The sequence below is a fragment of the Egibacteraceae bacterium genome (genome assembly GCA_040905805.1).
In the GTDB taxonomy this organism is placed as follows: Bacteria; Actinomycetota; Nitriliruptoria; order Euzebyales; family Egibacteraceae; genus DATLGH01.
Genome location: JBBDQS010000136.1, coordinates 25698 through 48437, shown reverse-complemented (window position 1 = coordinate 48437; position 22740 = coordinate 25698). Strand labels below are relative to the sequence as shown.

Genomic DNA, 22740 nt, shown 5'->3' with positions numbered 1-22740 from the left:
CCGCCGCGCTGACCACACCGGCCCGGTCAGCGTCCTGCACGCCCCGTCGCGGCATCCGCGAGCCGCTGCCAGCCCTCGGGGTCTTCGCCCACGGTCAGCTCGGTGCCGCACCGGCCAAGGGGGAAGGCCAGGGCTCTCGGGTCCGCCGACAGCCGCTCGATCCAGTCGTCGTCAGATGCCGATACGTACCGCAGGCCCTGCTCCACGTAGGCCTTGGACGCCGTGTCGAGGACACCCTCCACGCCGAACCGCTGGACCCACCGGCGCAGCTCCCCCGGCGCCGGGTGTCGCTTGCGCACATCCACGAAGTGCACCGGCAGGCGCCGCTCGCTGAAGAAGCGCTGCGCGCTGCGCGTCGCCTTGGACTTGGCGTGACCGAACAGCTGGACATCCATCGGGTGCACGATCCTACCCCCCCCCCTGTCTGCTACAACCCGCGCCATGGACACCATCCCACACCCCCCGCCCGGGCGGGCCATCCATGCTCGTTGACGCCACCGTCTTCGTGACGGGCGCGTCCAGCGGCATCGGGCAGGCCTGCGCGCGGGCGTTCGCCGCGGCTGGCGCCCGTCTGCTGCTGTGCGCGCGGCGCGACGACCGGCTGGCTCGGCTGGCCGGCGACCTCGATGCCGAGGTCCACCACTTCCCTCTCGACGTCCGCGACCGCGAGGCGGTCGACGCCGCGGTCGGCGGGCTCCCCGCCGAATGGCGCGACGTCGACGTGCTGGTCAACAACGCGGGGCTGGCCGTCGGGCTCGCGCCGCTGCAGGAAGGCGATCCGGACGACTGGGACCGCATGATCGACACCAACGTGCGCGGCCTGCTCAACGTGACCCGGGCGGTCGTGCCCGCCATGGTCGCACGCGGCACGGGCCACCTGATCACCATCGGGTCGGTGGCAGGCCGCGAGACCTACCCGTCCGGGGCGGTGTACTGCGCGTCCAAGGCCGCAGCCGACCGCATCACCGCGGGCCTGCGCATGGACGTGCTCGGCAGCGGCCTGCGGGTGTCCACCGTCGACCCCGGCCTGGTCGACACCGAGTTCAGCGTCGTGCGCTTCCAGGGGGACCGGGATCGGGCGGAGGGGGTCTACGCCGGCATGACGCCGCTGTCGGCGGACGACGTCGCCGACGCGGTCGTGTGGGTCGCCGACCGACCCGCCCACGTGCAGGTCACCGACCTCGTCATCTTGCCTACCGCACAGGCGTCGGCGACCAGGGTCGCCCGTGCGGGCATGCCGGATCGGCCGGGTCCGTGACCCACCGGGTGTGCCCACCCGCCCTCGACGCGACGTGACCCCCTACTGGCGACCGCGGCGAAGTGGGTGGTGGCCGCGGGCACATCGTCGAAGCGCTGGGTCTGGCTCGGGATCGCGCACGAACAGCCCGCACTCCCCCTGCGGGCACGCCGTGTAGACCAGCGGGGGGTCACCCGCGGTTGCCACCGCCGTGGTCGCTATGCGGCCTTCGTCGCCGCGATCACCTCGTCCGCGGTCGGGTTGACCAGGAAGCGGTCACCGACCTGGACGGTGGGCACGACCTCGTCGCCACCATTGGCGTCCCGCACGATGTCGGCCTGCGCGCGATCGTGCCAGATGTCCACGTCGGTGAAGGCCACGCCACGCGCGGTGAGATCCGCCTTGAGGACCTCGCAGTACCCGCACATGGGGCGCCAGTAGATGACGATGGGATGCATTGGAAGCCATCCTACCCAGACCCCTCGCCGACGCTACGCGGAGCCCCCCACGGAGCCCTCGTTGGCGACCTCTACGCGGGCCATCTCACCGCGGGGGGCGATCCGCCAGAAGTGCATCGACCGGTCGTCCCAATCATCGAGGAGCTCGATCGCACGGGCCGAGCCGGTCAGCTCGGCGTGCCGGGCGATCAGCTCACGCAGCCGCGACAGCTGCACGCTGTCGGGTCGGCGCGCCTCGACGAGCTGGGCGTTGAGACGGGCGAGGATCTCCGACTGGGCGTCCAGCGCGTAGCACTCGCCGCCGGTCATGCCGGCGCCGACGTTGAAGCCGGTCGAGCCGAGGATGGCCACCACGCCGCCGGTCATGTACTCGCAGGCGTGCTCCCCCACCCCCTCCACGACCGCCCACGCGCCGGAGTTGCGGACGGCGAAGCGCTCCCCCGCCCGGCCGGCGACGAACAGCTCGCCCCCGGTCGCCCCGTACAGCACGGTGTTGCCGACCAGGACGGGGTTGCCCGCGTCGTTGGCCGGTGGGCGGACAACGATCCGACCGCCGGCCATGCCCTTGCCCACGTAGTCGTTGGCCTCGCCGGTGAGCACGAACTCGATGCCGTGCGACAGGAACGCGCCGAAGCTCTGCCCCGCGCTGCCGGCGAAGCGCACGCTGACGCTGCCGGGCGGGTTGACCTCCTCGCCGAACTCCAGACCGACCGCTCCGCCGAGGCGGGCCCCGACGGTGCGATCGGCGTTGCCGATGTCGTACTTGAGGTTGAGCAACGTGCCGTCCCACAGCGACTCGAAGGCGTCGTCGAACACCCGGTCGCCGAGCTTGCTGCGCGGCGCCTGCAGGGGCACGGATTCCTGGTGGCTGCGCGCGTCCCCGTCGGGGACGAACAGCAGCGGCGCCGGGTCCAGGGACAGCGCCCGGGTCGCCGCGGGGTCAAGCGTGCGGGGGCGCAGGAGCTCCACCTGCCCGATGGCCTCCTCCATCGAGCGCAGGCCCATCGCCGCGAGCCCGCGCCGGACCTCCTCGGCGACGAACAGCAGGTAGGCGGCGACCATCTCGGGGGTCCCCTGGTACTTGTCCCGCAGGTCCGGGCGCTGCGTGGCGACGCCGACCGGACAGGTGTCGCGGTGGCATGCCCGCGCCATGATGCAGCCCTCGGCGAGCAGCGCCGCGGTGCCGAAGCCGTACTCGTCGGCGCCGAGCAGCGCGGCCAGCAGGACGTCCCGGCCGGTCTTGAACCCGCCGTCCACCTGCAGCCGCACGCGGCTGCGCAGGCCGTTGGCGACGAGGGTCTGCTGGGTCTCGGCCAACCCCAGCTCCCAGGGCAGGCCGGCGTGCTTGATCGACGACAGCGGCGACGCGCCGGTGCCGCCGTCGGCGCCGGCGATCTGCACGGCATCGGCCAGACCCTTGACCACGCCCGCCGCGACGGTACCCACCCCAGCGCACGACACCAGCTTGACGCTGATGGTCGCGAACGGGTTGACCTGCTTCAGGTCGTAGATCAGCTGGGCGAGGTCCTCGATCGAGTAGATGTCGTGGTGTGGCGGGGGGGAGATCAGCGCCACACCGGGTTGGGTGTGGCGCAGCTTCGCGATCAGGTCGCTGACCTTGTGACCGGGCAGCTGCCCCCCTTCACCGGGCTTGGAGCCCTGGGCCATCTTGATCTGCAGCTCGTCGGCGTACGCGAGGTAGGTCGGCGTGACACCGAACCGTCCGGAGGCGACCTGCTTCGACTTGGAGTTGCGGTCCCGGGCGGAGCCGCGGGTGGCGTAGCGAGCCGGGTCCTCGCCGCCCTCGCCGGTGTTGGACGATCCCCCGAGCAGGTTCATCGCCATCGCCAGGGTCTCGTGCGACTCGGGGCTCAACGCCCCGAGCGACATCGCGCCGGTGAAGAAGCGCTGCACGACCGACGTGACCGCCTCGACCTCGTCGAGCGGAGCGGGCTCGGTGGCCGGGACCATCTCCAGCAGGTCGCGCGGCGTGGACGGCGGCCGCTCGTTGACCAGCCGGGAGAACTCGGTGTACAGCTCCCAGCGTCCCTGGTCGGTCGCCAGGCTGAGCAGGTGGGCCGCTCGCAGCTCGACGCCGTCGGACCCGAGCGGGTCGAGGTCGCCCTTCAGACCGACCGTGCGGTGCAGCGCGTCGACCACGTCGGGGTTGGTGGCGTGGTACTCCTGACCGCGGGGCTTGTGCTTGTAGAAGCCCGGGCTGGCGAGCTTGGCATCCTCCCTGAAGGCCAACGCGTGGCGCTCCAGCACGTCCTCAGCCAGCTCGGCCAGGCCGATCCCGCCGATCTTGGAGGGCGTCCCGACGAGGCTCGCGTCCACGACCTCGGCCGACAGGCCGACCGCCTCGAAGATCTGCGCCGACCGGTAGGAGTCCAGCGTGGAGATGCCCATCTTCGACATGATCTTCAGCACGCCGTCCTCGGCGGCCCGACGGAACGCCTCCTGGGCCTCCCCGGCGTCCCCGCTGCCCGGCCCGAGACGCCCCGCGTCGACCAGGTCGACAATCGTCTCCAGCGCCAGGCGGGGGCAGATGGCGTCGGCGCCGTAACCGAGCAGGCAGGCGAACGTGTGGGTCTCCCGGGCGTCGTCGGTCTCGCAGATGAGGCTGACCTTGGTCCGCAGCCCCTCCGCGACAAGGCGGTGGTGGATGGCCCCGACCGCCAGGAGGGCCGGCACCGGCGCCCGCTCGTCGTCCACGCTGCGGTCGCTCGCGATCAGCAGCACCGCGCCGGCGCCCACCTCGGCGACCGCCTCGTCCCCGAGGGTGCGCAGCCGCGCCGCGAGGGCCCCGGGCCCGTCGGCCACGGCGAACGTGGCGTCGAGCCCGGCGACGGCGAAGGGGATCTTGGGGTCGAGCACGAGGTCCTGGAGCCCCTGCGGGTACATCATGAAGCCGTCGAGCGCCAGGAGCCGTGCCGCTTCCGGCTCCTCGGACAGGATCGGGTGGCGCGGTCCCAGCTGGGTGCGCAGGCTCATCACCTGCCACTCCCGCAGGTGGTCGATCGGGGGGTTGGTGACCTGCGCGAAGCGCTGCTTCAGGTAGTGGTAGATGGTGCGCGCCCGGCCCGACAGAGCGGCCAGAGGGGTGTCGTCGCCCATGGAGGAGATCGGCTCCTTGCCCTGGTTCGCCATGGGCCGGAAGATGGTGGTCTTCTCCTCGCTGGTGAACCCCGCGCAGATCTGGCGGGCGAGCAGGTCGGGGTCGGCCACCGTGACCGGCTGGCCCGGGGTCACCGGATGCTGGTGGGTGCGCACCCACTCGCCGTAGGGGCGTCGCTCGGCGAGGCGTCGCTTGATCGCCTCGTCCTCGATGAGCCCGCCGGCCTCCGGGTCGACCAGCAGCATCTGGCCGGGCCCGAGGCGCTCCCGGCGCACGCTGCCGCGGCCGACGACCGAGACGCCGCCCACCTCGGAGCTGGCGACGACGAACCCGTCCTCGCAGACGAGGTAGCGCAGCGGTCGCAAGCCGTTGCGGTCAAGGGCTGCGGCGATGCGCCGGCCGTCGGAGAACACCAGCCCCGCGGGGCCGTCCCACGGCTCCGCGAGCGCCGCGTGGTAGCGGTAGAAGTCCCGCACCTTCGGGTGCAGGTCCCGGCGCCCCTCCCAGACCTGGGGCACCAGCATCGCCATCGCGTGGGCCAGGTCACGCCCCCCGCGCACCAGCAGCTCGAAGACGCTGTCGAGCTTCGCCGAGTCCGAGTCGGAGTTGTCGATCAGGGGCTCCAGCAGCGCTTCGCCCGCGGTCCCGAGCTCGGGCCAGTCCGCGCCCAGCCGGCCGACCCGGGCGCGCATGAGGTTGACGTTGCCCTCGATGGTGTTGATCTCCCCGTTGTGGCAGAGGAAGCGGAAGGGCTGTGCCCGCTCCCAGGTGGGCGAGGTGTTGGTCGAGTACCGCTGGTGGAAGATCCCGAACCAGGCCGCCATACCCCGTTCCTGCAGGTCGGGGTAGAAGTCGGCGAGCTGGTCCGCCGCGCTCATCGCCTTGTACGTGACGGTGCGGAACCCGAAGGAGGCGAAGTACGCCCGCGCTCCCGTCTGGTCGCAGGCCGATTGGGCACGCTTGCGGGCGAGGTAGGCCCGGAGCTCGGCGGCGTCGGCGTCGAGCTCGACGGGGCGGGTGAACACCGCTTGGGCGACCGACGGCATCCCCCGGCGAGCGACCTCGCCGAGCGCCTGCGGCTCGACCGGGACGTCCCGCCAGCCGAGCAGCTCCAGCTTCTCGGCCGCCAGCGCCTCCTCCACGCAGGCACGGGCCTGCGCACGGGAGCGGTCGCCGTCGGCGTCCTCAGCACCGTCCAGGAAGCACATCGCGACCCCGACGCGATCAGCGGCATCGGGACGGCCGAGCGCTTCGGCGAAGAACGCGCCCGGCAGGGGCAGCAGCAGGCCCGCCCCGTCGCCGGTCTTCGCGTCGGCGGCGACGGCGCCGCGGTGGCGCACGCCGCACAGGCCGGTGAGCGCCGCCTCCACGATGGCGCGTGACGGGGTGCCACCCGAGTCGGCGACGAAGCCGATGCCGCAGGCGTCTCGTTCGAAGCGGGGGTCGTACAGCCCTGACTTGTGAATCGCCGGAGCCTGCGGAGGCGATTCGCTGCTGTGCCGGGTGTGGCGGTCGCGCAGCGACCGCCCTGAAGATGCTGCCATGGCCATCTCCTCGGGACGAAAAAATGGCGCCCGCACCAAGTGCGGAGCGCCATCGCTCTGACCGGTCATGATAGCGGCTCGGATCAGGCGCGCGCGAACTGGGTGCGGTAGAGCTCGCCGTACAGACCGCCGTCATCCACGAGGTGGGCGTGCGTGCCGCGCTGCACGATGCGGCCCTCGTCGACGACGAGGATCACATCGGCACCGACGATCGTCGACAGGCGGTGGGCGATCACCAGGGAGGTCCGTCCGGCCAGCGCGGTGGCCAGCGCCTGCTGCACCGCCGCCTCCGAGCCGCTGTCGAGGTGGGCCGTGGCCTCGTCGAGGACCACGATCGCCGGGTCCTTCAGCAGCACCCGTGCGATCGCCAGGCGCTGCTTCTCCCCGCCCGACAACCGGTATCCCCGCTCCCCGACCAGGGTGTCGTACCCCTCGGGGAGCCCCGCGATGACCCCGTCGATGTGCGCGGCCTTGCACGCCGCCGCGATCTCGGCGTCGGTCGCGTCCCCGCGGGCGTAGCGCAGGTTCGCGAGGACGGTGTCATGGAAGAGGTGGGTGTCCTGCGAGACGACGCCGACGGCAGCGGCCAGCGACTCCAGCGCGAGATCGCGGACGTCGTGCCCATCGATGCGCACCGCCCCCGTGGTCACGTCGTACAGCCGCGGTACGAGGTAGCAGATGGTCGTCTTGCCAGCCCCGGACGGGCCGACCAGCGCGACCGTCTCGCCCGGGCGCACGGTGAACGACACGCCTTGCAGCACCGTGGCGCCCGCGGCCGTGTCGAGCACCTCACCGAACCCGCGCTCGAGCGACGCGATCGAGGAGTCGGCCGCGGAGGGGTACGCGAAGGTGACGTCGTCGAAGATGACCTCGCCGCGCGGGTCGGTCAGCTCGACGGCGTCCTTCGTGTCGGCGATCGGCTGGTTGGCGTCCAGGATCTCGAAGACGCGGTCGAAGCTGACCAGAGCCGTCAGCACCTCCACGGGCGCGTTGCTGAGCGCCGACAGCGGCCCGTAGGCCTGTCCGACGAGCAGCGCGAACCCCACGACGTCGCCGGGCTGGAAGTCCCCCGCCAGGACGAAGTGCCCCCCGAGCCAGTAGGCGGCGCCGGTCCCGATGGCACCCATCAGCGTGAGTGTGATGAAGAACAGGCGGCTCACGACCGAGGTGCGTACCCCCACCTCGGCCAGCTCCCGGGCGGTCTCGGCGAAGCCCGACGACTCCTCGCGGGGATCGCCGAAGAGCTTGACGAGCATCGCACCCGCCACGTTCAAGCGCTCGCTCATGACCGTGTGCATGTCGGCGCTCAGCCCCATCTGCTGACGGGTGAGGTCTTGCAGCCGCCGACCGACCTGCTTGGCGAGCAGGACGAACACCGGCAGCACCGACAAGACCAGCAGGGTGAGACGCCACTCGAGCGCGAACATCACCCCGACCGCCACCACCACCTGCACGACGTTCGCGGCCAGCGTGCCGAAGGTGCCCGTCAACGCGCGCTGCGCGCCCTGCACGTCGTTGTTCAGCCGGCTCATCAACGCGCCGGTCTGCGTGCGGGTGAAGAAGGCCAGGGGCATGCGCTGGACGTGGTCGAACAGCGTGCTGCGCAGGTCGAAGACCAGGTGCTCGCCGATCCAGGAGGTCAGGTATCGCTGGCACAGGTTGAAACCGGCCGCGACCACGGCAGCCACCAGCGCGGCCAACGCGAGCAGGTTCAGATCACGTGCGGCGGCCGGTCCGGGCGCGGAGATCACGTTGACGATCCCCCGGAAGATCAGCGCCGGGACCACGGTCACCGCCGAGGCCCCGCCGATCGCGAGGAGCAGGAGCAGCAGCCGCCGGCGGTACGGCCGCGCGAACTCCCGCCAGACCCGCGCGATCAGCCCCTTCGGCAGCTTCCCGCCCTCCGGAAGCCGCGCACCCTCGCGCACCAGGCGGGTCCCGGTCATCATGCCGTGGCCACCCATCCCGTGCCCGCCGATACCGTGCATGCTCACCCGACCAGCATCGCACGCCCCCCCGCGGCACGGGCGGCGCGCGGCCTCCTACGCCGACTCGGCCTGCTCCGTGGCCGCCTCGACCTCCAGGTAGAGCCGCTCCCACTCCGTGGTGAGCGCGGCGGCGCGGTCCTTGGCCGTGCTGTGCGCGAGGATCAGGGCCGTCACGCGCTCGCTGTCCTCGTAGACCTCCGGGTCAGCCAGGAGGCGGTTCAGCTCGGCAACCTCCTTCTCGGCGGTGGCGAGGTCGGTCTCGGCCCGTGCGAGCCGCTTGCGCAGGTCGCCGGTCCGGCGGTACAGGCGGTCACGGCGCTCCGCGTCGGCGCGCTTGTCGGCGCCGGCCTTGCGCGCCGCCTTGCCGCCCGTGGGCGGGGGGGCGGCGGGCGCCGGCTCGGGTCCGGCGCCCGGTTCGGTGCCGACCTTGCCGAGGTAGTACTCGTAGTCGCCCGGGTAGACCGTCGCGGTCCCATCCGCCACCTCGACGACGGTGTCGGCCACCGAGCGGATCAGGTGGCGGTCGTGGGTGATCAGCACCACCGTGCCGGGATACTCCAGCAAGGCGTCCTCCAGCACGTCGCGGCTGGCGATGTCCAGGTGGTTGGTCGGCTCGTCCATGCACAGCAGGTTGGCGGGGTGGGCCAGCAGCTTGGCCAGGGCCAGGCGGCTCTGCTCGCCCCCGGAGAGCACCCCCACGCGCTTGTCGGCGTCATCCCCGGAGAACAGGAACGCCCCGAGCATGCTGCGGGGGTTGACCCGCGCGGTGTCCACGGCGTCGGACATCTCGGCCAGGACGGTCTTCTCGGCGTCCAGCGCCTCGACCTGGTGCTGGGCGAAGTAGGCCACGGACACGTTGTGGCCGAGCACCCGCTCGCCGCCGTCGAGGGGGAGCACCCCGGCGAGGACCTTCAGCAGCGTCGACTTGCCCGCGCCGTTCGGGCCGACCAGGGCGACCTTCTGCCCGCGTTCCAGCACGAGGTCGAGGCCGTCGTAGACGGTGTGGTCCCCGTAGCGCTTGACGATCTGCTCGAGGCGCACGACGTCGCGTCCGGAGCGGGGCGGCGCCGGGAACCGAAAGCGCATGGCCCGGGGCGCGTCGTCGAGGGTCTCGACCCGGTCGAGGCGTTCGAGCTGCTTGACCCGGCTCTGGACCTGTCGGGCCTTGGACGCCTTGTAGCGAAACCGCTCGATGAACTGCTCGGTGTGGGCGATCTTGCGCTGCTGGTTGCGTGCGGCCGCCTCGAGCTGCTCCATCCGCAGGGCCCGGGCCTCGACGAAGTCGGCGTAGTCGCCGACGTACTCCGTTGCCGTCCCGTGGGCGAGCTCCACGATCCGGTTGGCCGTGCTGTTCATGAAGTCGCGGTCATGGCTGACCAGCACGAGCGCTCCGCCGTAGTCACCGAGGAAGCCCTCGAGCCAGGAGACGCTGGCCAGGTCGAGGTGGTTGGTCGGCTCGTCCAGCAGCAGCACGTCCGGACCGGCGAGCAGCAGCTTGGCCAGCGCCACCCGCATCATCCAGCCACCGGACAGCTCGCCGATGTCACGCTCGAGATCCGCGTCGGCGAAGCCGAGACCGCCGAGCACCCGCCGCGCCTCCGACTCGAGCCCGTAGCCACCGAGGTGCTCGAAGCGCTCGTGCACCCACGCGTACTCGGCGAGCAGCTCCTCCTGCGCCTTCCCGGGCGGGGCCTCGGCGACCTCGACCTCCAGGGTGCGCAGCCGCTGCTCCAGGTTGGTGACGTCCCCGGCGGAGGCCAGCACCTCCGCGATGATGGGCCGCCCGGCCATGTCCGCGACGTCCTGGGGCAGGTAGCCGACGACGGTGCCCTTGGCTCGGGTCACCTGGCCGTCGTCGGCGCGCTGGTCCCCCGAGAGGATCTCCAGCAAGGTGGTCTTGCCGGCTCCGTTGGGCCCGACCAGCGCGATGCGCCGACCCCCCGTGACCTGCAGGGACACATCGCTGAACAGCGTGCGCAGACCATGCGACTTGCTGACGCCTGAGAGGGTGAGCATACCCCGGAGCGTAGCGCCGGACGGCGGCCCCTTCCGAACCCGGCTGACCGTTCGTGGCAACCGGCGGTAGGGTGCCGGGATGGATCTGACCGCCCTGCACGGCTACATCATCGGCATCGCCTCCATCGGGATCTGGGCGGTCGTCGCCCTCTGGGCGCTCGTGCTGCGACTGGCCCGTCGGGAGGAGACCCCCACCTTCTGGCGGGCCGTCTCGGTCGCGCAGATCCTGTTGGTCGTGCAGTTGGTGATCGGTCTGGTCCTGCTCGCCATGGGCCGCCGCCCGGGCGGCGGGGGGGCCTTCAACGTGAGCTTCCACCTCTTGTACGGCGCCGGCTTCCCGTTGATCGTCCTCATCGTGGGCCACAAGTGGTCCCGCGACGGCCGGTACAACCCCCACACCATCTTCAGTGTGGTGGGGCTGGTCATCTTCGCGCTTGCCCTGCGGGGGTACCTGGTGGGCATCCACGGCACATGACGGACTGGGATTCCGACGCCGACCCGGGCGGACGAGCCGCTCCGCGGGGCCCGGCCCGCAGGTGTACCGTGGCGGGAGACCCATGCCCGCCCTGGGCCCTCGCCGACGGAGGGGGGTGACCTCCTGGCTTCGACCGCTTCGAGCTGGCTGCCCCGCGTGCTGGCGCTCGCCATCATGGTGCTCGGCGTCCCGGCCATACTCGGCGTGTCCGAGTTCCTGCAGGACACCCCCGTGCGGGTCGGGGAGCCCTCCCCCCGCACCATCGTGGCCCCCGACACCATCCGGATCGTGGACCTGGCGGCGACCGCGCGCGCCCAGCGTGACGCCGCGGAGGCGGTCCAGCCCGTCTTCGACGACGACGAAGAGGCCAAGGCCGCGATCGTCGCGCAGGTCAGCGATGTCTTCGCGCGCGCGGCAGCCGCCCGGGAGCAAAGCGAGGACGAACCCGCACCGAGCCGCGACGAGCAGATCGAGGCGTTGCAGGACGGGTTGCCGATGCTCGACGAGGACGGGCTGTCCCTGCTGGTCGGGCTGACGGCCGACCAGCTCGAGCGGGTCGCTGCCGAGTCGACCCAGATCGCGCAGCAGTTCGCGCGGCAGCAGATCACCGAGGACCGCGTCGACGAGGCCCTCGACGAGCAGCTGCCGACGGAGCTGGTCGTGCGGTCGTTCCCCGACGGGGTGGACGAGCAGGTGGTGGCCCCGATCATCCGCCACGCCCTGCGTCCCACCGTCCGCGTGGACCCGGCGGCCACCGAGGAGGCGCGCAGGGAGGCCGCGAGGGCCGTCGCTGACGTCGAGCGCGTATACCTCGGCGACAGCGTCATCGTGCGCGCCGGCGACGTCGTCGACGAGCTGCAGCTCGCCGCGTTGCAGCGCCGTGGCCTGGAGGGCAGGGAGCCGTGGGACGGGCTGCTGCGGGGCCTGCTGCTGTCGGCGCTGCTGACCGTGGCCGTCGGCGCCTACCTGCGCGTCTACCGGCCGCAGGTGTGGGAATCGGGCAAGCGCCTGGTGCTGCTCGGCGTGCTCGCCGTGCTGTTCGCGGGGACGCTGCAAGCGGTGGTCCTCACCGCCCCGTCGTCCGCGTGGCTGTACGCGGTGCCGATCGGTTCGGTGGCGATGCTCGCCACCATCCTGTTCGACCCGCCCGTCGGCGTGCTCGTGACGATCCCCATGACGTCGCTCGTGGCCTACACCGTGCCCGGCGAGGTCGGCATCGTGGCCTTCGTGGCGGTGGCCTCGCTCGCCAGCGTGCCGCTGGTCTCACGCCTGTCGGCCCGGGGTGACCTGCGCCGTGCGGCGTGGCAGTCCACTCTGGGCTACACCGTCCTGGCCGGGGCCTTCGCGCTGATCTTCTCCACGCCCGAGACCGTGCCGACCGCACTCGCCGCGGGGCTGGCCAACGGGGTCGCGACCGCGGTGATCGTCAACGGCAGCCTGCCGTTCCTGGAGTCGGTGTTCGGCATCCTCACCGCCACGAGCCTGCTGGACCTCGCCGACCGCAACCATCCCCTCCTGCGCGAGCTGGAGCAGAAGGCCCTGGGCAGCTACAACCACTCGATCATGGTGTCCACGCTGGTCGAGCGCACCGCCCGCCGGATCGGCGCTGACAGCCTGCTGGCCAGCGTCGCCGCGCTCTACCACGACATCGGCAAGGTCGCGCAGCCCTACTTCTTCGTGGAGAACCAGTACGGTATCGCCAACCCGCACGACGAGCTCGATCCCATGACCTCGGCGGTCATCATCCAGCGCCACGTGACCGACGGGCTGGAGATGGGGCGCACCTACCGGCTGCCGGCCGAGGTGGTCGAGGGCATCGCCACCCATCACGGCACGACGCGCGTCTCCTACTTCTACCAGGAGGCCATCAACCAGGCGTCCAACGGCCACGAGGTCGACGAGGCGCACTTCCGCTACAAGGGCCGCAAGCCGTCGTCGCGGGAGATGGCGATCCTCATGCTCGCCGACTGCTGTGAGGGCGCCAGCCGAGCCGCGGCCCAACACAACCGCAACTTGAGCCGCGAGGACCTGGCCGAGATCGTCCGCACGCTGGTGGCGGACCGGGTCGAGGACGGCCAGCTCGATGAGTCGTCGCTCACGTTCCGCGAGCTGGCGATCGTCCAGGAGACCTTCACCGAGACGCTGGTCGGGGTGTACCACCCGCGCATCGCCTACCCGCAGCCGAAGGAGGTCGAGCGCGCGGTCGCCCGTCCCGAGGATGAGGCCGAGCAGATCGGCGACGCCGCAGCCGTCGAGCGGTGAGCGTGACGCCGTGACCGATCCCGGGCCCACCAACCGCTGGCTTTCCGCGTCTTCCGACGCCGGCTCGCGAGCGGAGGGTTACGACGCGAGCTGGGAGCGCCTGGCCGCCACCGGCGCCGACGTCCACGGGGAGGCGTCGTTCGTCGATGGCCTGGGTCCCGCCACGGTGCTCGACGCCGGGTGCGGGACCGGGCGCGTGGCCATCGAGCTCGCCCGACGGGGCGTCGACGTGGTCGGGGTGGACCTCGACCCCGGCATGCTGGAGGTGGCCCGCGGCAAGGCGCCCGAGCTGCGCTGGGTCGAGTGGGACCTCGCCACGGTCGATCTGGGCCGGCGCTTCGACGTCGCGGTGGCGGCGGGAAACGTGCTGATCTTCCTGACGCCGGGGACCGAGGCGGCAGTGGTGGCCAACCTGGCGCGCCACCTCGCCCCCGCCGGCCGGCTGGTCGCCGGGTTCCAGCTGTCCGAGGACCGCCTGCCCCTGGCGCTCCACGACGAGCACTGCCGCGCCGCGGGGCTGGTCACCGTGGAGCGCTACGCCACCTGGGATCGTGCGCCCTACGACGGCGGCGACTACGCGGTCACGGTCTCGGCCAGGCCGGCGGAGCCGCCGGCCTAGACGAGCCCGACATCAGTGGGAACCGGCGCCGGTCGTTCGGTCGCCGCTGCCGGTCGCGCTCTGCGCCGGGTTGGAGCCGGGGGCGACGATCAGGGCGTAGAGCGCCATCACGACGACGGCGCCGGCCAGGGCACCCACCCAGGCCAGCAGGCTCCAGGCCTGTGCGAGGGGGTCCATGCCGACGAGGAAGGCGACGCCGGTGCCGCCGAACACGCCCCCGGTGAGGCCGATGACGGCGGGCAGCGATCCGCGCGGTGCCATCTCCAGGCTGGCACCGATGAGGAGCCCGACCAACGCACCGAGGATGGCGAACATGACAAGACCCATGGGGCATACCTCCTGTCCAGACCCGCCAGTCGGTCGAAAAGCGGGGCCACGACTATACCTGGGATCCGGCGCTCGATGTCTCGTGATTGCTCGCTAGCGACGTCGGCTAGGGCTTGGGGTCGTCGGCCACCTCGGCGGCCACGCCCGGAGGGGCGTAGGACCAGTCACGACGCTTGCGGTAGTACTGGTCGTCGAGGACGACCCGACCCGTCTCCTCGTCGACACGGTCGATCTTCGGGACCTCGACGGCCACGGCGGGATCGCTGGCCACCCCGACATGGTCGGCGAAGGCCTGCGGGAACGCCTCGAGCGAGCTGGCGACCAGCAGTGACGCCCCGACCGGGAGGTAGCAGCGGTTCAGGTCGGTGACGGAGACGCAGAACTTGCGGATCTCCTCGATGTCGCCGTGGGTGCCCATGCCCTGCACCAGCCGCTCGAGGCGCTTGAAGAGCTCGCGGGTGCCGATCTTGCAGGCGTTGCACTGCCCGCACGACTCCACGGCCAGGAAGCGTGCCAGGACGGCGGTGACCTGGACGATGTCACGCGTCGAGTCGTAGACGATGAACCCGCCGCTGCCCAGACCGGTGCCTGCCTCGTTGAAGGAGTCGAAGTCCATCGGCAGGTCCAGCAGGTTGGGCGTGATGACCGTGTTGGAGGTGCCGCTGTGGATGGCCATGACGTCCGTCGCGCCAGCGATGTCCTCGATGAGGGTACGAAAGGGTGTGCCCATCGGCAGCTCGAACAGGCCTTCGTTCTCCACGTCGCCCAGCACGGTGAAGATCATGGTCCCCGGCGTCTCCTCGGTGCCCATCTCCCGGAACCAGTCCACCCCCTTGGCCAGGATGTGGGTGACGTGGGACAGGGTCTCGACGTTGTTGACCACCGTCGGGTTCGGTGACTGCATCGTCGCGAACAGCCCCACCTGGTACGGCGGCAGGATACGGGGCATCGGGAGCTTGCCCTCGATCACCTCGAGCATCGCCGACTCCTCGCCGTACAGGTACTCGTCTGGGCCGGGGATGATGTCGATGTGCTCCGCGCTGCGCCACCCGGCCTCGATCATGGAGTCCCGGGCGTCCGCCACGCGCTCGAGCTCGTGGTGCATCTTCGCCTTCATGCCGATGAACGCCCGCTCGGCATTGCTCGCGTACATGCCGATGAGCACGCCCTCGATGAGCTGGTAGGGGTTGCGGGCCATCAGGACCCGGTCCTTGAAGGTGCCCGGCTCGCCCTCGGCGGCGTTGCAGACCAGGTAGACCGTCGAGCCGTCCTCGGCGGCGTCGGCCACCGATGACCACTTCATGCCGGTGGGAAAGCCCGCGCCGCCCCGGCCGCGCAAGCCCGAGTCGAGGACCTGCTTGGCGACCTCCTGCGGTGACATCTCCAGCGCGCGGCGCAGCCCCTCGCCGCCCCCTGACGCGACGTAGTCGTCGAAGCTCGGGACCTCTTGGTCGGGCAGGAGTCGTGCGCTGTCGTCGGACATCGGGCTGATCGTCTCCAGGGTCTGGGCGTCGCGCCCAACCTACCGCGCGTGCACGGAGGGGCTCTGGCCACGGCGCTGGATCAGGACCGGGCGTCCTGCCCCGCCCAGGCGACCAAGCCCGTCGAGGTCCAGGTCGCCAGGTCGTCGTGGCGCGGGACGATCCGCACGGTGAAACCGTACTCGCCGGCCACGGTGCACGTGAAGGCGCCGGTGTAGCGGTGCGTGCCGCCCGCGTCCTGGCCGACCGGGTCCAGCACCACGGTGGATGCCTCGGCCAGACTGCCGTCCGCGTGCACCGCCCCGTGCAGCAGCTCAACCTGGACGTCCTCGGGGGTCAGCTCCCCGAGCTGCGCCAGCACCGATACCTCCCGACGCTCGCCGATGCGGGCGGTCCCCTGGTCGTCCACCACCTCCTCGCAGCGCACGCCGGCCCATGCGCCGTCCACGTGCGACCGCCATGCCGCGAGCTGACGAGCGCGCTTGTGATCGCCGACCGCAAGACGGCCGCCGCGCTCGGCGATGGGGATGTACAGCCGTTGGGTGTACTCGGCGACCATCCGGGTGGCCTGCACCTGCGGCGCCAGCGTCGCCAGGGAGCGGCGCACCCGCGCGAGCCAGCGCCTGGGCAGCGGACCCTCGGTCCGGTCGTAGAACGTGGGGACGACGGTGCGCTCCAGCAGGTCGAACAGGGCTTGCGCGTCCGCGGCGTCCTGCTGCGCGGCGTCGGGGTGGCTGTCGGCCGACCCGATCGCGAAGCCGTTCTCGCGGTCGTACATCTCGTCCCACCAGCCATCCAGCGTGGAGCAGTGCAACGCGCCGTTCAGCACCGCCTTCTGGCCGGACGTACCGCAGGCCTCGTGGGGGCGCCGCGGGTTGTTGAGCCACAGGTCCACACCCTGGACGAGCACGGCCGCGAGGTCCATGTCGTAGTCCTCGACGAACACCACACGCCCGCGCAGCTCCTCGTCGCCGGAGAAGTGCACGAGCTGGCGGATGATGTCCTTGCCGAGCTCGTCGCGCGGGTGGGCCTTCCCGGCGAAGACGATCTGCACGGGACGGTCGGTGGCGGTGAGCAGCGCCCGCAGTCGCTGGGGCTGGCGCAGCAGCAGGGTGCCGCGCTTGTACTCGGCGAACCGGCGCGCGAACCCGATGGTCAGCGCGTCGGGGTCGAACACCTCGGCGGCCCACGCCAGGGACGTGGGGGCCTCCCCCCGGCGCTCGCCCTGCTCGCGGACCCAGCCACGCACCCGCTGCACGAAGCGCTCCCTGGCGCGACCCCGCGCCCGCCAGAGGGCGTCGTCGCTGATCTCGCGCACGCGGTCCCACGCGGTGGGGTTGTGAGCCCAGTCCGGAGCGAGGTAGCGGTCGTAGACCGCGGTCATCTCGGGCCCGACCCACGTACCGGCGTGCACGCCGTTGGTCACCGACGTGATCGGGATCTCGTCCTCGCCGATGCCGGGCCAGAGCGGCTTGAACATCCTCCGGGCGACGCGTCCGTGCAGCTGGGACACGCCGTTGGCGCGTGCCGAGAGGCGCAGCCCCATCAAAGCCATGTTGAAGTCGTGCTCGGGGGGGGTGTCCTGGGTCTGACCAACGGCCATCAGCCGGTCCATGGAGATGCCGCACTCGCTGGCCAACCAGCCGAAGTAGCGGTCCATCAGGGTCCGGGCGAACACATCGATCCCCGCGGGCACGGGGGTGTGCGTGGTGAACAGCACGGATGCCCGGCTGCTCTCCACCGCCTCGTCGAAGGACAGGCCCTCCGTGGTGACCAGGCGGCGGATGCGCTCCAGCTGCAGGAAGCCGGCGTGGCCCTCGTTGGAGTGGAAGACCTCGGGGGGCTCGCCGAGCAACCCGGCGTCCCGGGCGGCGTCGAGCGCGCGCACGCCGCCGATGCCGAGGACGATCTCCTGGCGCAGCCGGTGCTCCACGTCGCCGCCGTACAGCTTGTCGGTGACCGTGCGGTCGGCGGGGGCGTTGGAAGACAGGTCGGTGTCGAGCAGCAGCAGCGCCACCCGGCCGACCTCGGTGCACCAGACCTGGCAGCCGACGGTGCGGCCCGCGAGCTCCACCTCGACGACCACGGCCTGGTCGTCGCTCTCCAGCCGGCGCAGGGGCAGCCGATACGGGTTGAGGTCCGGGTACTGCTCCTGCTGCCACCCGTCGGCGTCCAGGCGCTGGCGGAAGTACCCGTGACGGTAGAGCAGACCGACGCCCACCAGGTCCAGCCCCAGGTCGCTGGCCGCCTTGAGGTGATCGCCTGCCAGGACCCCGAGGCCACCCGAGTAGGTCTGCATCGCGTGCGACAGGCCGAACTCCGGGGAGAAGTAGGCCACGCGCGGGGGGGTGACCGGCTGCGACTGGGCCCACCGCGGCTGGGTGCGGTACCGCTCCAGGTCGGCGTGCAGCTCTCCGACTCGTGCCACGAAGGTCGCGTCACCGGCCAGCGCGGCCAGGCGCTCGGGCGAGAGCCGTCCGATCAGCTCCGCAGGGTTGCCGCCCACAGCGTCCCAGAGCGTGGTGTCGGCCCACCGGAAGAGCTCCTGGGTGGGCGGATGCCATGCCCATCGCAGGTTCGCCGCCAGCTCCCCGAGGGTCTCGAGCTGAGGGGGCAAGGACGGACGGACGCGGAAGGTGCGCAGTGCAGCGATCACGGGTCTGTCGGACTTTCCGCCGGGGGCTCGGGTGTCGTGCACTCTACCGCCGGACGTGCCCCCGAAATCACCCGACGGGCACGGCCAACCGGTATAGTCCCGGCGTCGCATGCCTGCCATCGCGGTCCGCCACCTGCACTTCACCTACCCCAAGGCGGTCTCCTCCGCGGTGGAGGGCATGGACTTCACCGTGGAGGAAGGCGAGATCTTCGGCTTCCTCGGGCCGAGCGGTGCGGGCAAGTCCACGACCCAGAGGATCCTGGTCGGGCTGCTCAAGGGGTGGTCCGGGGAGGTGGCGGTGCTCGGCCGCCCGCTCGGTTCATGGGGGCCGGGCTACTACGAACGGGTGGGCGTCGGCTTCGAGCTGCCGAACCACTTCGGGAAGCTGACCGCTCGGGAGAACCTGGCGTTCTTCGGGCGGCTCTACGCCGCCGGCGGCCAGGAGCCGGCCCTGCTCATGGAGCGACTCGGACTTGCGCAGGCCGCCGACCAGCGCGTCTCCACGTTCTCCAAGGGCATGAAGATGCGGCTGAACCTGGCCCGTGCCCTCCTGCACCGCCCGGACCTGCTGTTCCTCGACGAACCCACGGCAGGCCTGGACCCGGCGAACGCCCGCACGGTCAAGGAGCTCGTGGGAGAGCAGCGCCAGGCCGGCCGCACGGTGTTCCTCACCACACACGACCTCGGGGTGGCGGAGCAGCTCTGCGACCGCGTGGCGTTCGTGGTCGAGGGGCGCATCGCGGCCCTGGGCACCCCCACGGCGCTGACGCTGCGCGCAGGCGCACGGCGGGTGCGGGTCGCCGTGGCCCAGCCGGACGGCGGTCTCGCCACCCACGAGTTCGCCCTCGAGGGTCTCGCCGACGACTCGGCGTTCCGGGCCCTGCTGCGCTCGGGCGCGGTCGAGACCATCCACACCACCGAGGCCAGCCTGGAGGACGTCTTCGTGCAGGTGACCGGCCGGGCCCTGACGTGACGCGTCTGGGTGTCGCCGCGGCCCACGAGATCCGACTCCAGTGGCGGTACGGGATCCTCGCCGCTGCGGTCTTCGTGACGGCGGTGTGGGTCGGTGTCTTGCGTGCCCTTCCGGCCGCGGTGATGCCCACGGCGATCCCCGTCGTGGTCTTCGCGGATTCGGCGGTGATCGGTCTGTTCTTCCTGGCCGGAGCGGTCTTGTTCGAGAAGGACGAGGGCACCCAGGCCGCCCTCGTGGTCACACCGCTGCGTGACTGGGAGTACCTCACCGCCAAGCTCGCGCCCCTGGCGGTCCTCTCGATCGCCGTCGCGCTGGTCATCACGACCGCCGCGGCAGGAGGGAGCGCGGCTCCGGGGCTGATCGCGGTGGGCGTCGGCCTGCTGTCGCTCGCCGTGCTGCTCGTCGCCTACGCCACCGCGGTGCGCTTCGACTCGATCACCGACTACATCGTCGGTGTACAGGCGCCGCTGCTGCCCCTGGCGCTGCCCCTGGTGCCCTACCTGGTCGAGGCGGTCGCGCACCCGGCCTGGTGGCTGGCGCCAACCAACGGGGCGATGGTGCTGATCGACGGTGCCGTCAACGGGATCGGTGGGCGCTTGGTGGCCGTGGCGATACTGGTCCAAGCCGCCTGGGTGCTGGCGCTCGTGCCGCCCGCCGCCCGCGCGCACCGCCGCTACGTGCGCGGTGAGCGGTGAACGCCCTGGCGGCGTACGCCTCCGCCGACCTGCGGTCGGTCTGGCGCGACCCCTTCACCCGCCTGCTGCTCGCCGGACCGCTGCTGCTGGTCGTCATCGTCCGCCTCGCCGAGCCGGTGGTCGCCCGGTGGGCGGCCGCCGAGGCCGGCGTCCGTGCCGCCGACCACCACGCGGTGGCCGCCGCCTTCCTCCTGCTGATGGTGTTCCCGTTCCTGGTCGGCTCACTGATGGGGCTGTTGATCCTCGACCAGCGCGACGAGGGCGTGCTCACGGCGCTGCGCGTCACCCCCGTCTCGCTGCGGGGCTACACCGCCTACCGCAGTGTCCTGGCCATGACGCTGACGGGCGGGACGCTGCTGATCGCGTTGCCCGCCTCCGGGCTGCTCACCGTCGCGCTGGCTGCCACCCTGCCGGCGATCGCCCTGTCCGCGCTGCTCGCGCCGTTGCCGGCCCTGCTGCTCGCCGGACTCGCCACCAACAAGGTCGAGGGGATGGCCGTGCTGAAGGCGATGGGCCTGCCGCTGTTCTCCCCGCTGCTCGCCGGCATCGTCGACGCCCCGTGGCGCTGGGTCTTCGCGGTCGTGCCGACGTTCTGGCCGGCCGAGACCCTGTGGCGGGCGGACGCCGGGACGGCGGTCTGGCCGGTCGTGCTGGCCGGCTCCGCCTACCTCGCGGTCCTGGTGGCCCTGTCCGCCCGCCACCTGCTTGCCCGACTCGAGCGCGGTGCCGCGTAGCATCGATGGCGTCGAGGTCGGCGCCGGCGGCGCGCAGCCGGCGCGCAAGTCGGTGCAGGACGGCCGGTCGCCCTGGGAACAGCGGGTCGGGTCGGGCGGGTCGCCACGTATAAGGTCTGCGCACCCGGGTAGACCCACGCAGGAGACCACGACCATCGAAGGGCTTGGGGTGAAGGGACGCGTCGAGATCCAACACGTCACGCCGTCCGTGGACTGTGGGCGGTACGCGGCCAAGGCGGTGGTGGGCGACGACGTGATCGTCGGGGCCGACATCTTCCGCGAGGGGCACGACAAGATCGCCGCCGCGGTGCGCTACCGCGGGCCCGGGGACACCCGGTGGCGCGAGATGCCGATGCGCCTGGACACCAACGACCGGTGGTACGGGGACTTCCCCGTGGACCGGATGGGCGCGTGGCGCTACCAGGTGATGGGCTGGACCGACCACTACGTGACCTGGCTCGACGGGCTCCAGAAGAAGCACGCCGCCGGGCAGCGCGACCTCGAGGTGGAGCTGCTCGAAGGGGCCGCGCTCCTCGAGCGTCGCCTCAAGGGCGCCTCCAAGGCCGCCCGGGAGCTCCTCAACGAGACCGTGGCGGCCCTGCGCGGCGACGCCGGCCTGCGGGAGCGGGTGGACGCCGCCGGCGAGCCGGACACCCTGGCGGTCCTGGAGCGCCACCCGGAGCGTCTGGACCAGAGCGTCAGCGCGCCGGACCTGCCTCTGTGGGTGGACCGGCCGGCGGCCAGCTTCGGTGCGTGGTACGAGATGTTCCCCCGCTCGGAGGGGGCCACGGAGACCCGCAGCGGCACCTTCGCCGAAGCGGCCAAGCGCCTGCCCGCCATCGCCGAGATGGGCTTCGACGTGGTGTACCTCCCGCCGATCCACCCGATCGGCCGCACGAACCGCAAGGGGCGCCAAGGCCCGCACGACCTGGAGCCCGGGCCCGACGACCCTGGCGTGCCCTGGGCCATCGGCAGCGAGGAGGGCGGGCACGATGCGGTCCATCCCGAGCTCGGGACGATCGAGGACTTCGACCGCTTCGTGGCCGAGGCCGCCGCGAACGACCTGGAGGTCTCCCTGGACTACGCCATCCAGTGCTCGCCGGACCACCCGTGGGTGACCGAGCACCCGGACTGGTTCAAGCACCGTGCCGACGGCTCGATCCAGTACGCCGAGAACCCCCCCAAGAAGTACCAGGACATCTTCCCGATCAACTTCGGCACCGAGGACCGGGAAGGGCTCTGGGCCGAGCTCAAACGCATCCTGGACCACTGGATCGCCCACGGCGTGACGATCTTCCGCGTGGACAACCCCCACACCAAGGCCCTGCCGTTCTGGGCGTGGGTCATCGACGAGATCCGCACCGAGCACCCCGAGGTGATCTTCCTCGCCGAGGCGTTCACGCGTCCCAAGATGATGCAGACCCTGGCGAAGCTCGGTTTCAGCCAGAGCTACACCTACTTCGCCTGGCGCAACACGAAGCAGGAGCTGACGGCGTACCTGACCGAGCTCGCCCACACCGACATGGCGGACTACTATCGTCCGAACTTCTGGCCGAACACCCCCGACATCCTCACCGAGTTCCTGCAGACGGGGGGGCGTGCGGCGTTCAAGCTGCGGCTCGTGCTGGCCGCACTGCTCTCCCCCGCCTACGGCATCTACTCCGGCTACGAGCTGTGCGAGGCCGAGCCACTGGAGCCCGGCAGCGAGGAGTACTTCGAGTCGGAGAAGTACCGCTTCAGGCCGCGTGACTGGGAGCGGACGGACTCCCTCGCGCCCTACATCGCCCGCATCAACCGCATCCGCCGCGCCCACCCGGTGTTCGCGCAGCTGCGCAACATCTGGTTCCACCACATCGGCAACGACGCGCTGCTGTGCTTCTCCAAGGTCGACGAGCACCGGCAGGGGGCGATCCTTGCGATCGTCAACCTCGACCCCCACCATCCCCAGGAGGGCCTCACCTGGCTGGACCTGTGGCAGCTCGGGCTGGAGCACGCCGGGCCCTTCGAGGCGCACGACCTGCTGACGGAGACCACCTACATCTGGCACGGTGCGGAGAACTACGTCCGGCTCGACCCTGCCATCGAATCCGCCCACGTCCTGCGACTGCGGTCGCTCTAGTCCACGCGGCCGCACGACCAGGCTCACCCCGGCGAGGA

16 protein-coding genes are annotated in these 22740 nt (G+C 71.6%); 8 read left to right on the top strand and 8 right to left on the bottom strand.

Going from position 1 to position 22740, the window contains the following annotated elements; genetic code table 11:
• Positions 1-26: 26 nt before the first annotated feature.
• On the bottom strand, positions 27-395 hold the full coding sequence (locus WD250_14880) for an ArsC/Spx/MgsR family protein (protein MEX2621498.1): 369 nt from the start codon (positions 393-395) through the stop codon (positions 27-29).
• Between the two features lie 86 nt (positions 396-481).
• On the opposite strand from WD250_14880, the gene WD250_14875 reads away from it, so the two are divergent.
• Entirely contained in the window at positions 482-1258 is a 777-nt protein-coding gene (locus WD250_14875) for an SDR family NAD(P)-dependent oxidoreductase (GenBank protein MEX2621497.1), read from the top strand.
• A 197-nt stretch (positions 1259-1455) separates the two neighbouring features.
• Here WD250_14875 and WD250_14870 read toward each other — a convergent pair whose 3' ends face one another.
• The 4 genes from WD250_14870 to WD250_14855 all read right to left on the bottom strand — a co-directional run bounded on the left by WD250_14870 (position 1456) and on the right by WD250_14855 (position 10361).
• Positions 1456-1695 (bottom strand): glutaredoxin domain-containing protein, encoded by a 240-nt coding sequence (locus WD250_14870; GenBank protein ID MEX2621496.1) that lies wholly within the window; start codon positions 1693-1695, stop codon positions 1456-1458.
• Between the two features lie 33 nt (positions 1696-1728).
• Positions 1729-6357, bottom strand: coding sequence for a glutamate synthase-related protein (locus WD250_14865; protein ID MEX2621495.1), 4629 nt, complete (start codon positions 6355-6357; stop codon positions 1729-1731).
• A gap of 83 nt (positions 6358-6440) precedes the next feature.
• A complete protein-coding gene (locus WD250_14860; GenBank protein ID MEX2621494.1) occupies positions 6441-8345 on the bottom strand; it encodes an ABC transporter ATP-binding protein in 1905 nt (634 codons plus the stop codon).
• Positions 8346-8399: 54 nt separating this feature from the next.
• Positions 8400-10361, bottom strand: a complete 1962-nt coding sequence (locus WD250_14855) for an ABC-F family ATP-binding cassette domain-containing protein (GenBank protein ID MEX2621493.1) — start codon at positions 10359-10361, stop codon at positions 8400-8402.
• Positions 10362-10440: 79 nt separating this feature from the next.
• On the opposite strand from WD250_14855, the gene WD250_14850 reads away from it, so the two are divergent.
• The 3 genes from WD250_14850 (at position 10441) to WD250_14840 (ending at position 13717) form a co-directional block, all read left to right on the top strand.
• Complete coding sequence (locus WD250_14850; protein MEX2621492.1) at positions 10441-10836, top strand: hypothetical protein; 396 nt, start codon at positions 10441-10443, stop codon at positions 10834-10836.
• 156 nt (positions 10837-10992) lie between these two features.
• Entirely contained in the window at positions 10993-13098 is a 2106-nt protein-coding gene (locus WD250_14845) for an HDIG domain-containing metalloprotein (GenBank protein ID MEX2621491.1), read from the top strand.
• 10 nt (positions 13099-13108) lie between these two features.
• A complete protein-coding gene (locus WD250_14840) occupies positions 13109-13717 on the top strand; it encodes a class I SAM-dependent methyltransferase (protein MEX2621490.1) in 609 nt (202 codons plus the stop codon).
• Positions 13718-13729: 12 nt separating this feature from the next.
• On the opposite strand, the gene WD250_14835 is transcribed toward WD250_14840, so the two are convergent.
• The 3 genes from WD250_14835 to glgP form a co-directional block, all read right to left on the bottom strand.
• On the bottom strand, positions 13730-14044 hold the full coding sequence (locus tag WD250_14835; protein MEX2621489.1) for a hypothetical protein: 315 nt from the start codon (positions 14042-14044) through the stop codon (positions 13730-13732).
• 106 nt (positions 14045-14150) lie between these two features.
• The gene (locus WD250_14830) at positions 14151-15527 is read right to left on the bottom strand and encodes an NADH-ubiquinone oxidoreductase-F iron-sulfur binding region domain-containing protein (protein ID MEX2621488.1); all 1377 of its coding nucleotides are present in this window, start codon (positions 15525-15527) and stop codon (positions 14151-14153) included.
• Between the two features lie 80 nt (positions 15528-15607).
• A complete protein-coding gene (gene glgP, locus WD250_14825; GenBank protein ID MEX2621487.1) occupies positions 15608-18181 on the bottom strand; it encodes an alpha-glucan family phosphorylase in 2574 nt (857 codons plus the stop codon).
• Between the two features lie 109 nt (positions 18182-18290).
• On the opposite strand from glgP, the gene WD250_14820 reads away from it, so the two are divergent.
• From WD250_14820 to WD250_14805, 4 genes are read left to right on the top strand one after another with little or no spacing between them, the layout of a single operon-like run.
• Positions 18291-19154 carry an ABC transporter ATP-binding protein gene (locus WD250_14820; protein MEX2621486.1) on the top strand — a complete coding sequence of 288 codons (864 nt, stop codon included), beginning with the start codon at positions 18291-18293 and terminating at the stop codon, positions 19152-19154.
• Complete coding sequence (locus WD250_14815; protein ID MEX2621485.1) at positions 19151-19849, top strand: hypothetical protein; 699 nt, start codon at positions 19151-19153, stop codon at positions 19847-19849. Before WD250_14820 ends, WD250_14815 begins: the two co-directional genes overlap by 4 nt.
• Complete coding sequence (locus WD250_14810) at positions 19846-20583, top strand: hypothetical protein (GenBank protein MEX2621484.1); 738 nt, start codon at positions 19846-19848, stop codon at positions 20581-20583. Before WD250_14815 ends, WD250_14810 begins: the two co-directional genes overlap by 4 nt.
• Positions 20573-22702, top strand: a complete 2130-nt coding sequence (locus WD250_14805; protein ID MEX2621483.1) for an alpha-1,4-glucan--maltose-1-phosphate maltosyltransferase — start codon at positions 20573-20575, stop codon at positions 22700-22702. Before WD250_14810 ends, WD250_14805 begins: the two co-directional genes overlap by 11 nt.
• Positions 22703-22740 lie beyond the last annotated feature (38 nt).

Excerpts from the sequence above, each read along its gene's own strand:
- WD250_14820 (MEX2621486.1), top strand. The coding sequence starts at position 18,291 with ATGCCTGCCATCGCGGTCCGCCACCTGCACTTCACCTACCCCAAGGCG.
- WD250_14865 (MEX2621495.1), bottom strand. The coding sequence starts at position 6,357 with ATGGCAGCATCTTCAGGGCGGTCGCTGCGCGACCGCCACACCCGGCAC.
- WD250_14880 (MEX2621498.1), bottom strand. The coding sequence starts at position 395 with ATGGATGTCCAGCTGTTCGGTCACGCCAAGTCCAAGGCGACGCGCAGC.
- WD250_14860 (MEX2621494.1), bottom strand. The coding sequence starts at position 8,345 with ATGCACGGTATCGGCGGGCACGGGATGGGTGGCCACGGCATGATGACC.
- WD250_14855 (MEX2621493.1), bottom strand. The coding sequence starts at position 10,361 with ATGCTCACCCTCTCAGGCGTCAGCAAGTCGCATGGTCTGCGCACGCTG.
- WD250_14850 (MEX2621492.1), top strand. The coding sequence starts at position 10,441 with ATGGATCTGACCGCCCTGCACGGCTACATCATCGGCATCGCCTCCATC.
- WD250_14870 (MEX2621496.1), bottom strand. The coding sequence starts at position 1,695 with ATGCATCCCATCGTCATCTACTGGCGCCCCATGTGCGGGTACTGCGAG.
- WD250_14875 (MEX2621497.1), top strand. The coding sequence starts at position 482 with ATGCTCGTTGACGCCACCGTCTTCGTGACGGGCGCGTCCAGCGGCATC.
- WD250_14835 (MEX2621489.1), bottom strand. The coding sequence starts at position 14,044 with ATGGGTCTTGTCATGTTCGCCATCCTCGGTGCGTTGGTCGGGCTCCTC.
- WD250_14830 (MEX2621488.1), bottom strand. The coding sequence starts at position 15,527 with ATGTCCGACGACAGCGCACGACTCCTGCCCGACCAAGAGGTCCCGAGC.